This is a genomic window from Kushneria sp. Sum13, assembly GCF_052692355.1.
In genome coordinates, this window is sequence record NZ_CP199847.1 from 3327868 (window position 1) to 3341741 (window position 13874).

Consider the following 13874-nt stretch of genomic DNA (forward strand, 5'->3'; position numbering starts at 1 on the left):
GCGCCATCACCCTAACGCCCCGCCCTGTCGGGGCGTTATTGCGTTTTCCTTTGAAGCTCGTCGCGCTACGCTGATGCGACCTGTTTGCCATCCTTAATGGAGCACTGCCTCATGTCACATGACACGACCGTTGCCGTCCTCGGCCTGGGCGCCATGGGCCACGCCTTTGCCGCCAACCTGTTGACAAATGATCTGCCGGTACGGGTCTGGAACCGCACCCGCTCGCGTGGAGACGATCTGGCCGAACAGGGCGCCTTCAATGCCGACAGCGCCATTGACGCCGTCAGCGGTGCCCGGTTTGTCATCACCATGCTGCCGGATTTTGACACCACCCGTGACGTTCTACTGGGTGATGGCGGCGCGCTGGAACATTTGCCCGAAAGGGGCGTGGTGATCCAGATGGGCACCATCGGCGTGGAACACACCGAAACACTGATTCGCGAGATCAAAACGGCCCGCCCAGACGTGGTCTTTATCGATGCGCCGGTGTCCGGCACCAAGGCCCCAGCCGAACAGGCCACCATCTCGGTGCTGGCCAGCGGTGACCAAAAGGCTGCCGACGGCATTGATGCAGTCTTCAACGCCATCTCCAAACGCGTGGTCTGGCTGGGAGATGCCGGGCGCGGCTCGCGCATGAAGCTTGTCGTCAACGCCTGGCTGATCCACATGATGCAGGGCATTGCCGAAAGCGCACGCCTGGCGCAGACGCTGGGCTTTTCTACCGAGGAGTTCTGGTCGGTGCTCGACGGTGGTCCGCTGGCCGCGCCCTACGTGAAGGCCAAGCTCGACAAGATCGGCGGTGATGAGTACAGCGCTCAGATGGCGCTGGAGTGGGGGCTCAAGGATGCCCTGCTCGCACTCGATGCCGCTGGTGATACTGACCTGCCGGGACTGGCACGTATCAGCGAGATCTGGCGTGACGCGGTCGAGGCAGGCCTTGGCGAACAGGACATCGCCGCCGTGCATGACTACCTGCGTCGACAACACGGCTAATTCCGTCTGTTGAACATTGAATCAGGGCTCGAATGTGGGCATTCGGGTCCTCTGGAACCGTTCAGCAACAAACCATGCACGAAGTGACACAACTCATGCATTCGCAAACATTCATACTGCCGTCACATTAACTTAACTTTAATCTGGCAGCTCATGACGACCTCATCCGCTCGGTATGACGGCAGGACTCCTCTCTCCCCCATGATTCGCGAAAGTCTTGTGGCTCTGGTGGCACTGGCACTGCTGGCGCTCACCGCGCTCATCACCTTTATCATGCCACTGGGCATGGAAGACCGGATCATGCTCGGCATCAATCAAATGGCCCGCGAAAGCGCCCTGTTTGATTTCATCATGCATGCCCTGTCCTATCAGAATCTGATTTCGGGCATCGTGTTGATCGCAATGATCTGGGGTCTATGGTTCATGCCTGCCCTGATCCCTCGTCGTGCAGAGCTGCTGACCTGTGGCATTGCAGCGTTTTGCTCCTCGGCGGTCAGTCGCACCATACAGTTTCTGACCCCGCCACATGTACGCCCATTGCAGGACCCGTCCCTCGATTTCACGCCGCCCACCGGCGTCGATGCTCAGACCCTGCACGATTTCAGCTCGTTTCCCAGCGATCACGCCGCAGTATATGTCGGGCTGGCCTACGTGATCTGGCGTCTGCACCGCAGGCTTGGCACTGTTGCGATCGCCCTGGCGGCACTGCTCTGCTTTACCCGAATTTATCTGGGCTATCACTTCATCGCTGACATTATCGGCGGCGGTGCGCTGGCCATTCTGACGGTTCAGGTCGCGCTGCTGCCGCCCTTTCAATCCATAGGCAAGTATCTCACCGGGTACAGCCAGTCCCACCCACAGTGGTTTTATCCGTTGACCTTCATTGGCTGCTATATCATGGCAACCCTTGGAGAAGATCCTCGAGAGCTGGTCGGGGGCCTGCTGCGCGTGATGTTCTGAGCTGACCTGTTCGAGATATCTGCGCATTAAAGCTCATGTGAAAGGAGCGCTTCCGATGATCGGGAGCGCTCCTTTTCTATAGGCCACTTTTCTCAAGGTTTGGCGGCAGCAGGCATTTCCATACGCGCGCGCTCCTCATCCAGAATCATGAGGGCCTGCTCGCGAGTCACACTGGAGCGAGGCGTCATGAGCGTCACCGTGACACCGGCGATCATCGCCACCACCACGGCCGGAATACTGGGGTTGCCCCAGAAGGCCTTCATGGCATCGCTTGCCGTGACCATCAGTGAGGTGGCCGAGGCGGCGACCAGGGTGGCCACTGCCCCCTGCCAGTTGTAGCGCGTCCAGAAGCGCCCCAGCAGACCGCAGACAAAAAGCCCCGACATGACAGTGGCAATCATCGTGGTGATATAGGTAATAACGTTGTCGGTAATCAGCGCAAAGGCCAGCGCCAGTCCGATGGTCACCACCAGTGCGATACGCGAGAAAAAGACCACCTTCTCCGGCGCCGGTGTCCGTCCGGTCGTCATGACCCACAGATCGCGCATCATGATCGCTACGCCCGCCAGCGCATCGGAGCTGGCGCTCGACATGGTGGCGGAAAGCCCGGCAATCAGCACCAGCATGCCCAGTCCCATCGGCAGCACCTGGGTGGCCAGATAGGGAAAGGCGTAGTTGCTGTTCTCAAGGTCCGGCGCCAGCGTATGGGCCGCCATGCCGACAATCGCCGGAATGATGGAAAAGGCCAGATAGAGCACGCCGGTAAACACAAAGGAGCGCCGCACGCTATTCACCGACTGCGCCGAATAGATGCGCTGGCGATACGAGGGCGTGGCCAGCACCCCAACGCCTACGACGACCGCCAGCGACAGCGCCGGCACCAGCCCCAGCTGCGCCACGCCAAACCAGCTCTCGGCCGCGCCCGGTGCCATGTTATCGCCCAGATGGGAAAATCCATCGATATCGATCAGGGCAAACACCGCCATGGCGATAAATCCCAGAAAGAGCAGCACGGCCTGGACGGTATCGGTCCAGACCACCGCCATGTAGCCGCCGATCACGCAGTAAAGCCCGAACCCGATCGCCACGATGATCTTGGCCAGACTCAGGTCAATACCGGCAATCCAGGACAGGTACATGCCGCCGCCCAGAATGTGTGCCCCCAGCCAGCCGATACTGGCCACATAGATCAGCACCGCCACCACATTGCGCACCAGCCGGCTGCCCCCCACGTAATAGGCAAGCTCCTCGCTCATGGTCATGAAACGAAGCCGACGCATGGGGGCAAACCACCAGGCCAGCAGCAGGATGCCGATCGCACCACCGATACCGTAAAGCGCCCCACCCCAGCCATTGTTATAGCCAAAGCCTACCGCGCCCATGCTGGAGCCGGTGCCCACCATGGTCGCCACGGTCGTGCCGATGGTCAAAAAGACGGGCACGCCACGCCCGCCCAGCAGAAAGTTGTCTCCATCACCGCGATGACGGCGCGACATCACGCTGCCAAAAACGATCATGGCCAGCAAAAAGGCAAAAAATCCGATCAGAAAGAAGGTGGTATGCATGGGAGGACCTCTTGTGGTTATTGGGCAGGTCTTTTAACGCCATGATGCTGATATGTGAGGGTTGCCGGGTCAGCGAGCACGCCCTGACCCGACAGACACTTCCACTCCGGCAGGGACAGTTCAGCCTTTGCGATCGGCCCGGAAGCACTTCATGTCGACCTCGACCCTGCAATCGACCACCAGGTCCTGGACGCTGCAGATACGGGCCGGCGGGTGATCCCCGAAGATCTCGGCAAACACCTTGTTGAACGAGCTGAAATAGCGCGCATCCGTCAGCACCGCCGTGACATGCACCACATCTTCCACGCCGTAGCCGGCGTCTTTCATGATCGCCAGACAGTTTTCGAACGCGAGTCGCGACTGCTCGATGATGCCGCCCTCGACCACTTCGCCGTCGGTCATCGGGGTCTGGCCCGAAACAAACAGCCAGCCATCGGCCTCGGTGGCCTTCGCAAACGGCAGTTTTTGGCCGCCGGTGCCGATACCGCTGCCGGTGCCATAACGCTTGATGCTCATGTGCTGCTCCTGTTGAAAAAATAAAACGTGTCGATAAAACGAACCGCTGTCGGTAATCGTTAGAAGAGGGTCAGACTGCACCGCGATACAGCAGCCGACCGGCGCGCTCTACAGGCACACCGCCCTGATAGGCGATGCGCCCGTTGACCATCACCAGCTCGATGCCACGGGCCGGGGCGATCGGATCACTAAAGGTGGCAACGTCTTCAAGCGTTGCCAGATCAAAGAGCGTCAGATCAGCAAAGGCGCCTTCGCGAATCTCGCCGCGATCGGTCAGGCCGAAGTTGCGCGCCGAAAGACTGGTCATCTTGCGGATGGCTTCCGGCAGCTCAAACAGCTTCTCGTCGCGGCAGTAGTGAGCGATCACGCGCGGAAAGGCGCCCCACAGGCGTGGATGCGGGTGCGGGTCGTTGGGCAGACCGTCGGAGCCCACCATGGTCAGCGGGTGGGAGAGAATACGGGTCATGTCGGCTTCCGACATGTTGTGATAAACCGCGCCGGCCGGCTGCAGCCGCATGGCGGCCTCCATCAGCGACACGGCCCAGACACGTGCGATCTCATCCAGCGGCTGACGTGCCATCTCCGGATGCGGCTCTGACCAGGTAATGAAGATGTTGATCTCGTCGGTCACCTGACCCAGATCCAGCGTCGAAGAACCGGCGGTGTAGGGGTAGCAATCGCAGTGACAGGTCTGGCTCAGTGCTGCCTGCTCAAGGCGCTCGAGCGCCAGCGGTGCGTTGCCCCAGTTGCCTACGCCGGCACACTTCAGATGCGAGATGACAAGTTCAGCGCCACCGTGACGGGCAGTGGCAAAGGCCTCCTCCATCGCCTCCGGGAGACCTGCAAACTCATCACGCAGATGGGTGGTGTACAGCGCCCCACGCCGGCCCACCTCATCGACCAGCGCGTGCATCTCTTCAAGTGGGGCGTGGCGGGCATTTTTGTACGCCAGCCCCGAACTCATGCCGATGGCGCCCTCATCCAGCGCCTGCTTAAGCGCACTGCGCATCGACTCGATCTCATCACGCGTTGCCGGGCGGTCAAACGCATCCATCAGGTTGGCGCGCAACGCAGTGTGCCCCACCAGTGCCGCCACGTTAACGGCAGGCCCGGCCGCATTTACCGCCTCGGCATAGTTGGCAAAGCTCGGATAGACAAAGTCTTCCCGATGCCCGAGCAGGTTCATCGGATCGGGGACAGCGCTGCTGCGAAGACGTACCGGCGAGGCGCTGATGCCGCAGTTGCCCACAATGACGGTGGTCACCCCCTGAGTGAGCTTGGGCAGCATCTCGGGGGTGCGAATCACGTTGGTATCGTCGTGGGTATGGACATCGATAAAGCCGGGCGCGAGATAGCATCCGTGTGCGTCGATCACCTGCCCGGCGCTGGCGCCATCAAGATTGCCCAGCGCAGCAATGCGCTCACCGCTGATGGCGACATCGGCTTCCAAAGCCGGCGCGCCAGTGCCATCCAGCACTCGTGCGCCGCGAATCAGAACATCGAAATGATGTGATGAGGACATGTGTGACTCCGGACAATCGTCGTTATTGTTGGTTCGTCCGATATATCGGACACTTGTCTGTTTTGCTGGACAGGCTTATCCTGCTCCCACATTGAGACCGAATGCAAGTCGTCAAATGGCGTCATCCGGTGCACGATGACCGGACTACCGTTGAATCAAGAGCGAGCCTTCATGTCGGATACTTCTCATGTGCCGGATGCCCCTGCGACAGCCGGCGGCAAGCGCGCCCGAGGCGTTGATCGCGTTATCGATCTGTGTACCCAGCTGCATCGCCACAAGACGCCCATGACGCCGCGCGAACTGGTTGCGGCCACCGGCGCACCGCGCTCGAGCGTCTATGAACTGGTCAGTATTTTGAGCGAGGCCGGCTGGCTGGAGGTAGACCGTGACGGGCGCATCTTTTTTGGGCGCGCCATGCACCTGTTCGGTCTGGATTACGCCCACCACAACGATCTGATCAGCCGGGCACGCGGCGTGCTGCGTCAGCTGGCCGCCGAGTTCAACGAAACCAGCCAGTTCTGCATGCTGGAGGGCAACAAGTACACCGTGGTGCTGGATGACAACGGCACCCGTCCCTTTCGCATCAGCGCTGACACGGGCGTGCGCATTCCGATTCCCTGGACGGCATCGGGGCGGGTACTGCTGGGCGACATGACGTTTGAGGCGATTGCCGATTTCATCCCGGCAGAGGATTTCATCCTGCCGGACGGACGCGAGATCGCCCGCGAGGATTTTTTCGCCGAGATCGACCGTGCCCGCGCCCAGGGCCACGCCGTTACCGAGGGGCTGGCCGACAGCTTTGCCTGCTGCCTGGCCGTACCGGTGCTGGACCAGGGTGGCCACGCGCACGCCACGCTGTGCTTCACCATCGGCCGCGATGCAACTACCGCACGCCGCGACGAACTGCTAAAGGCGCTGAAACAGGCGGCCAGAACGCTTTACGGACACTAAAGGCGCTGCGACCAGCGCCTGGTGACAACAACATCAACATCCCGTCAGGAGCGCTATATCATGCCAACCTCTTCGCTCTCGCCTACCGATGGCCAGCCCCTTCAAAAGGGCAGCCCGGTGCTGGGCGACAGTCTGCTGACAGGCGTGAGCCTGCCGGCGATGGTGCTGCATCAGAAGGTGCTGGAGCACAACATTGCCTGGATGCAGCGCTTTGCCGATCACCACCATGCCCGCCTGGCACCGCACGGCAAGACCACCATGATGCCGGCGCTGTTTCGGCGCCAGATGGAGGCCGGCGCCTGGGGCATCACCCTGGCGACAGCGACTCAGTGTGCGGCAGCATTTGAACAGGGCGTGCGTCGACTCATCATGGCCAATCAGTTGATCGGGCAGGCCAACATGGCGCTGGTCTGCGACATGATCGAAGGCGGGCTGGACTATTACTGCACGGTGGATCACACCGATAACGTGCGTACGCTCAACGATGTCTTTACGGCCCGCGGTCAACGCCTGCAGGTACTGATCGAGCTGGGCGTCCCTGGCGGTCGGTGTGGCGTGCGTAACGCCGAGGAACTGGCCGCGCTGGTGGAGGCCATCCGGCAGGCGCCGGCCCTGAAGCTGGCCGGCATCGAAGGGTATGAAGGCATGATCGGCGGCGACAGTGCGCTGGAAGATGTGCGCGCCTATGGTGCCCGGCTGGTCGACACCGTCAGACACTTTCATGACAGTGGCGTGCTGGCCACACCGGCGCCGATCGTGACCGCCTCCGGCTCGAAATGGTTTGACCTGATCGCCGAGGCCTTCGATCAGGCCGAACTGCGCGAGCACTACACGCCGGTACTGCGCCCGGGCTGTTATGTTGCCCACGATCACCGCCTTTATCGCGAGGCCATGGAAGCCGTCAGCGAACGCCGCCCCGAGCTTGAAGGCGCGCTTGAGCCGGCACTGGAAGTGTTCGCCCAGGTGCAGTCACTGCCCGAGCCCGGGCTTGCGATCGTGTCGATGGGCAAGCGCGATATCTCCTGCGACCCGGATTTGCCCATGGCGCTGCGCCTGTATCGGGACGGTCAATACGTGCGCGATGTCACCGACTGGCAGGTCGTTCACATCATGGATCAGCACACCTTCCTGCGCGTGCCGGAAGACGCCGAGATTGGCATCGAGGACATCATCGCCTTTGGCGCCTCCCATCCGTGTCTGACCTTCGACAAATGGCGTCAGGGGCTATGGGTGGATGAAAATCTGTCGGTGACTGCCGTTGAGCCGACGTTCTTTTAAACCCTGCGCCCTTGCCAGAACTCGAGGACGCCGGCACCTCAAACTGCTCTGAGACACCCGGGCCGCTGCCGCCCTGCCAGCGGCCCGCGGCTTTTCGGTTGCGCGCACTGACGCCGGCTCACACTCGCTCATGATTGCTGTCACTCGCTGGCAAAAGCTGACGTTTTGACACAGCACGGCACACCGAATACGACTAAGGTAGTCCGCTTGTTGACTGTTCCGCGCCCAAAAATCGCCTTGATTCGGGCCCGGCATCCTGATCCTCCGGAGACACCTTACGCATGCGCCAACGCTTTCTTTTGCCCGTGATCACGCTGTCTGCTGTTTTCAGCGCTCAGGTGCTGGCCACGCAGATGCCCCCGGTACCGGATCAACGCCCTGGCCGGCTGGCGCAGGCTGAACAAAGCCTGAGTGATCGACTGGCACAGGCGCCCTGGATGGATCAGAGCCGTTCGGCTGACGAGCGCGCGAGCGCGGCGTTAAACGAGATGACCACGACCGAGAAAATGCAGCTGCTGGTCGGGGATTTTGCCGCGCCGATGGACCCGTCACAGCGCGTGCGCGGCGCCATCGGCTCGGCCGGATTTGTGCCCGGCATCAGCCGGCTGGGCATTCCTGCCCAGCAGCAGACCGATGCCGATCTTGGCGTGACCAATCCGGGCTGGATCGACCCGAATCGACAGGCGACGGCGCTGCCTTCGGTACTGGCCGCCGCCGCCACCTGGCAGCCCGAGCTCTCCCGCCAGGGCGGGGAGATGATCGCCCGCGAGGCCCGTCACTACGGTTTCAATGTGCTGCTGGGCGGCACGGCCGGGCTGGTGCGCGACCCGCGCGCCGGGCGCAACTACGAGATGCCGGGGGAAGATCCGCTGCTGTCGGGGCTGACAACGGCGGCCAAGATCAACGGCATCGAAAGCCAGCACGTAATGTCGACCATCAAGCACTTCGCGATGAACGCTCAGGAAACCGGACGCCACAAGCTCAGTGCCGATATCAGCGACCAGGCGCTGCAGGAATCCGATCTGCTGTCGTTTCGCTACGCCCTCGAACACAGCCATCCGGGCGCGGCCATGTGCGCCTATAACCGGGTCAATGGCGACTATGCCTGTCAAAACGGCTACCTGCTCAATCAGGTGCTCAAGAAGGAATGGGGCTACCCGGGCTTTGTGATGTCCGACTGGGGGGCGGTCTATTCCAGCGCCCCATCGGCCAACGCAGGGCTGGATCAGCAGTCCGCCGCCGAGGACTTTGACGGCGTGGTCTATTTTGGCGCGCCGCTGGAAAAGGCAGTCGAACGTGGCGAGGTGCCCCGCGAGCGCATCGACGACATGGCCCATCGCATCCTGCGCAGCTACTTTGCTTCCGGCATCGTCGATCATCCGCCCACGCGTGAGCCAATCGACAAAAAGGCCAACGCTGACGTAGCCCAGCGCATCGCCGAAAACGCCATGGTGCTGTTGAAAAATGATCAGGGCGTGCTGCCACTGGATGGCGCGCAGGACAAACGCATCAGTGTGACCGGGGCCCATGCCGACCGTGCCGTGATCGCCGGCGGCGGCTCGGCCGCGGTGGTGCCGATGGATGGTGATGCCCTGCCCGACCTGAACCCGCCCAAAGGCGTCAACACCCAGCGCCTTTATCCCAGATCCTCACCGCTGGGGGCGATCGGCCTGCACGCGCCGGATTCAAGCGTCACCTTCAGCTCGGGCGACGACATTGATGAAGCGGTACGCCAGGCACGTGACAGCGATGTGGCCGTGGTCTTTGCCCAGCAATGGACTTCGGAAACCATGGACATGCAGAGTCTGGCGCTGGAAGACAGGCAAAATGACCTGATCGAGGCGGTAGCGAAAGCCAATCCGCGCACGGTGGTGGTGCTCGAAACCGGCGGGCCGGTGGCCATGCCCTGGCGCGATGACGTTGCCGCCATTGTCGAGGCCTGGTATCCGGGTCAGCGCGGCGGTGAGGCGATTGCCAACGTGCTCTTCGGGCAGAAAAACCCCTCGGGCCGGCTGCCGGTGACCTTTCCGCAGGATGACGAGCAGCTGCCGCGTCCGCAGGTGCCGGGGCTGACCATCGGCAACAGCGCCTTTTTTGATGTCGACTACAACCGCGAAGGCGCCGATGTCGGCTATCGCTGGTTCGAGCGCGAGGGCAAGACACCGCTGTATGCCTTCGGCCACGGGCTCTCCTATACCACCTTTAAGCGCCATGACCTGACGCTTGAGCAACACGGGCAGCAGGTAACCGCGCACTTCACGGTCACCAATACCGGTGATCGCAAGGGCCGCACCACACCGCAGCTCTATGTACATGCCCCCGATGGCTCGCCGGCCCGCCTGGGCGGCTGGCAGAGTCTTGAACTCTCGCCGGGCGAATCAAGGGAGGTGCGCCTCGCGATCGATCCGCGCCAGCTTGCCCGCTATGACAGCGGCGAGCGTCAGTGGCATCTTGAGGGCGGGGACTATCAGGTCGCGCTGGCCGATTCGGCCACCGACATCGATGAGACACGCCAGGTGACACTGCCGGCCGGCGTGGTAGCAATGCCGCCACTGGCGCCCGAACCGGCGCCGGCCGCAAAACCGCAGGAACAGCGCGTGGCGACCAGCGATTCAACATCGCACGGCTCGCTCTAACGTCGAAATGATATGGCATAAAAAAACCGCCTCCGGCCAGGCCGGAGGCGGTTTTTAACGTCTGCAGCGCAGCACCCTGGTGGACAAAGGCGCTCTAGTTAATGATCGCGCCGCCGTTGATGTGCAGCGAATGGCCGCTGATATAGGAGGCGTCCTTTGAGGCCAGAAAGACATAGGCGGGCCCAAGCTCGCTGGGTTGACCGGCACGCCCCATCGGCATTTTCTCACCCAGCGTTTCCATGAGGGTCGGATCAAAACGGCCCATGGTAGAGGGCTGAATCGGCGTCCAGATCGGACCGGGGGCCACTTCGTTGACCCGAATGCCCTCCTTGATCAGCGACTCTGACAGCGAGCGGGTGAACCCGGTGATCGCGCCCTTGGTCGAGGTGTAGGCCATCAGCATGGCGTTACCGATGAAGGGATTGATCGAGGTCGTATTGATAATGCTGTCCCCGGCCTTGAGATGCGGGCGCACGGCCTTTGCCATGTAGAAGTAGCCGTGGATGTTAACGTCAAACGTTTCACGCCACTCATCATCCGGGATATCGGCAATATCCTGACGCACCACCTGTACGGCGGCGTTGTTGACCAGAATATTGATCTCGCCAAAGGCCTTTAACACCTGTTCGACGGCCTGCTGGCAAAAGTCGCTGTCGCGCACGTCGCCGCTGATCAACAGCGCCTGGCGACCTTCGGCTTCGATCAGGCGTTTTGTCTCTTTGGCGTCGTCATGCTCATCAAGATACATCACGGCCACATCGGCACCTTCGCGGGCAAAATGCACCGCGGCGCTGCGACCGATACCGCTGTCACCGCCGGTAATAATCGCCTTTTTACCTTCAAGCTTGCCGCTGCCGCGGTAGTCGGCACGAATGATCTCGGGTGCCGGCGTCATCTTATGCTCAAGGCCGGGCTGACGATCCTGTGACTGTGCCGGAAACTGATCTGCCATGTTCGAAATCTCCTTTTTCAGATGGCACGCCACCGGCAGACACGAGGCTCGTCTGCCGGCAGGTGGGGGCTGTTCGCGACGGCCCGTGAGGGAACACACACTACGTACTGTGAAACTCAGGTTCTCTGAAACTCCAGGTACTCTAAAAGAGAAGGTCCACAAGACCTGCAGGGTGCGCGATCAACCGTTGACGATCATGCCGCCGTTGACGTGGATGGTCTGGCCGGTCACATAGCTGCTGTCGCGACAGGCCAGATAGACATAGGCCGGGCCCAGCTCGGCCGGCTGGCCGGCGCGCCCCATGGGCGACTGGCTGCCAAAGTCCTCGACCAGACTCTCGTCAAACTGGCCCATGGTGGAGGGAATCAGAGGCGTCCAGATCGGGCCGGGCGCGACCTGATTGACGCGAATGCCGTCACCGACACACATTTTTGACAGTGCGCGGGTAAAGCCTGCATTGGCGCCCTTGGTGGTGGTGTAGGCCAGCAGGTTGGCATTACCGGCAAAGGCGTTGACGGAGGTGGTATTGATGACCGCACCCTTCGTCTCACGCAGATGCGGGAGGGCGGCCTTGGCCATGTAGAAGTAGCCGTGAATATTGACGTCGAAGGTGCGCCGCCATTCTTCATCCGAGGTCTCTTCGGGGCGGTCATGCAGCACCTGCTGAGCGGCATTGTTGACCAGCACATCCAGCTTGCCGAAGGTATCAACGGTCTGCTGCACCGCGCTGCGGCAAAAATCGGCATCGGCCACGTCACCGGCGATCAGCAGCGCCCGGCGGCCTTCAGCTTCAATCATCTTCTTCGTGGCTTTGGCGTCCTCGTGCTCATCAAGGTACATGATGGCCACATCGGCGCCTTCGCGGGCGAAATGCACGGCTGCGGCGCGACCGATACCGCTATCACCGCCGGTAATGATGGCCACCAGGTCCTGCATCTTGCCGCTGCCGCGATAGTCGGGATGCATGAACTCGGCCGGCGGCGTCATTTCGCCTTCAACGCCGGGCTGACGGTTCTGCTTCTGCGGGGGAATCTGTTTTGCCATGACGGTCACGCTCCCTGTCATTAAAGTGGTCAAAGCCACGCGTCCAAATGTGAACACGCTCATCAGCGTCCTGCGATCAGCGTATTGCGACGAATGTCTAAAGCGTAGACGCCTCTGCACACCGTGCAATTCATCCTTCGCCACAGGGCGCTACACTGCGCCATGACAGGGTCCTGGAATCAACGCCAGGCACGAATGAACCGACGACTGGAGCGATGACATGACCCCAGGGTTCGTGGATACCCACTGCCACTTTGATTTTCCGCCCTTTTGCGGCAATGAGGCGCAAAGCCTGAAGCAGGCGGAGGCGGCCGGTGTGGAAAAAATTATCGCTGTTGGTGTTACGGCGGAGCGCTTTGAAGGCGTGATGGCGCTGGCCGAGCATCATGCGCCGGTATATGCCGCCCTCGGCGTGCATCCCATGGCCATTCATGAGTTCGAAAACGAGCATCTAGAGCAGCTGGAGGCCTGGCTTGAAAAACGTCCCGACAAGCTGGTGGCCATCGGCGAAATCGGTCTGGATCTCTTTATCGATAACCCTCAATTTGATCGACAGGAGGCTCTGCTGGAGGCCCAGCTGCGCCTCGCCCGCCGCCATGACCTGCCGGTGATCCTGCATTCGCGCCGCACCCACGACAAGCTTGCCATGCATCTGAGACGCCTCGACCTGCCCAGGCGTGGTGTGGTCCATGGTTTTGCCGGCAGCGAACAGCAGGCACTGGCCTTTATCAAGGCGGGGTACTTCATTGGCGTGGGCGGGACAATGACCTACGAGCGTGCTTCAAAGACCCGCCGCACCCTGGCGCGCCTGCCGCTCTCTTCGCTGCTGCTGGAAACGGATTCACCGGACATGCCCGTACAGGGGTTTCAGGGCGAGCCCAATCGGCCCGAACGGATCCATAACATCTGGCAGTGCCTGTGCGAGATTCGCAGGGAGTCTCCCGAAGAGATTGCCGACACCATCCGAGGCAATACCCGCAGGCTGTTTGGCCTCTGACTCACCGGGTCACCAGATGAGGGCCGAAGCCGCCAGATCGTGATGGTCGCTGCAAGAGCAGCGATGGCAGCGCACCAGGTCGGCCTGCTCCGAAACCATTATCAAATAAATTACGTAATAATATATCTATTTGATAAAATCTTGATTGGTCAAAATTTGATCTGAACAAAAAACAAGCAGTTCTTTCGATTTATGGAATGCCAAAAAGATTCGTCAGGAAAAACAGTGTCTGGCTAAATGGCTGGCACAGCATTTTTGAACTGGAAATGCCTATGACAGATAAAAACGCCATCGTCTGCGAAGTGAACGACAATATTGTCGTTCAGATCGACCGAAACATGCTGACGGACACATCATTCAATGGGCAGGAACGTATCCGTAATACAGAAAAGAGAGCGCTAGCATACGGCGTAAAAAAGCCCGCGCCATGGGAAATAGCGCGAGCCTGAGGCCATTTAAC

At 60.9% G+C, this 13874-nt stretch carries 12 protein-coding genes; 7 read left to right on the plus strand and 5 right to left on the minus strand.

Translation table 11 applies throughout. The annotated features are described in order from the left end of the window. Nucleotides 1–111: 111 nt before the first annotated feature. A complete protein-coding gene (locus tag ACUN8C_RS15400) occupies nt 112–993 on the plus strand; it encodes an NAD(P)-dependent oxidoreductase (RefSeq protein ID WP_445620040.1) in 882 nt (293 codons plus the stop codon). 201 nt (nt 994–1194) lie between these two features. Beyond that, the gene (locus ACUN8C_RS15405) at nt 1195–1953 is read left to right on the plus strand and encodes a phosphatase PAP2 family protein (protein ID WP_445620041.1); all 759 of its coding nucleotides are present in this window, start codon (nt 1195–1197) and stop codon (nt 1951–1953) included. A 92-nt stretch (nt 1954–2045) separates the two neighbouring features. Here ACUN8C_RS15405 and ACUN8C_RS15410 read toward each other — a convergent pair whose 3' ends face one another. The 3 genes from ACUN8C_RS15410 to ACUN8C_RS15420 form a co-directional block, all read right to left on the minus strand. After that, on the minus strand, nt 2046–3518 hold the full coding sequence (locus ACUN8C_RS15410; protein ID WP_445620042.1) for a sodium:solute symporter family protein: 1473 nt from the start codon (nt 3516–3518) through the stop codon (nt 2046–2048). Nucleotides 3519–3638: 120 nt separating this feature from the next. Next, nucleotides 3639–4034 carry a RidA family protein gene (locus tag ACUN8C_RS15415; RefSeq protein ID WP_445620043.1) on the minus strand — a complete coding sequence of 132 codons (396 nt, stop codon included), beginning with the start codon at nt 4032–4034 and terminating at the stop codon, nt 3639–3641. A 70-nt stretch (nt 4035–4104) separates the two neighbouring features. Continuing rightward, on the minus strand, nt 4105–5556 hold the full coding sequence (locus ACUN8C_RS15420) for an N-acyl-D-amino-acid deacylase family protein (protein WP_445620044.1): 1452 nt from the start codon (nt 5554–5556) through the stop codon (nt 4105–4107). Nucleotides 5557–5727: 171 nt separating this feature from the next. Between ACUN8C_RS15420 and ACUN8C_RS15425 the strand changes: the two genes are divergently transcribed. The 3 genes from ACUN8C_RS15425 to ACUN8C_RS15435 all read left to right on the plus strand — a co-directional run bounded on the left by ACUN8C_RS15425 (nt 5728) and on the right by ACUN8C_RS15435 (nt 10421). Further along, nucleotides 5728–6507, plus strand: a complete 780-nt coding sequence (locus ACUN8C_RS15425; protein ID WP_445620045.1) for an IclR family transcriptional regulator — start codon at nt 5728–5730, stop codon at nt 6505–6507. Between the two features lie 60 nt (nt 6508–6567). Beyond that, complete coding sequence (locus ACUN8C_RS15430) at nt 6568–7785, plus strand: amino acid deaminase (protein ID WP_445620046.1); 1218 nt, start codon at nt 6568–6570, stop codon at nt 7783–7785. Nucleotides 7786–8066: 281 nt separating this feature from the next. Further along, the gene (locus ACUN8C_RS15435) at nt 8067–10421 is read left to right on the plus strand and encodes a beta-glucosidase (protein ID WP_445620047.1); all 2355 of its coding nucleotides are present in this window, start codon (nt 8067–8069) and stop codon (nt 10419–10421) included. Nucleotides 10422–10515: 94 nt separating this feature from the next. Here the strand turns inward: ACUN8C_RS15435 and ACUN8C_RS15440 are convergent, their stop codons facing one another. Together ACUN8C_RS15440 and ACUN8C_RS15445 are read right to left on the minus strand one after the other, a co-directional pair. Continuing rightward, a complete protein-coding gene (locus ACUN8C_RS15440) occupies nt 10516–11373 on the minus strand; it encodes an SDR family oxidoreductase (RefSeq protein WP_445620048.1) in 858 nt (285 codons plus the stop codon). 180 nt (nt 11374–11553) lie between these two features. Beyond that, nucleotides 11554–12417 (minus strand): SDR family oxidoreductase, encoded by an 864-nt coding sequence (locus tag ACUN8C_RS15445; protein ID WP_445620049.1) that lies wholly within the window; start codon nt 12415–12417, stop codon nt 11554–11556. A 220-nt stretch (nt 12418–12637) separates the two neighbouring features. Between ACUN8C_RS15445 and ACUN8C_RS15450 the strand changes: the two genes are divergently transcribed. Next, nucleotides 12638–13414: a TatD family hydrolase gene (locus ACUN8C_RS15450; RefSeq protein ID WP_445620050.1), complete on the plus strand. Its 777-nt coding sequence runs from the start codon at nt 12638–12640 to the stop codon at nt 13412–13414. Nucleotides 13415–13686: 272 nt separating this feature from the next. Then, nucleotides 13687–13863 (plus strand): hypothetical protein, encoded by a 177-nt coding sequence (locus ACUN8C_RS15455; RefSeq protein ID WP_445620051.1) that lies wholly within the window; start codon nt 13687–13689, stop codon nt 13861–13863. Nucleotides 13864–13874 lie beyond the last annotated feature (11 nt).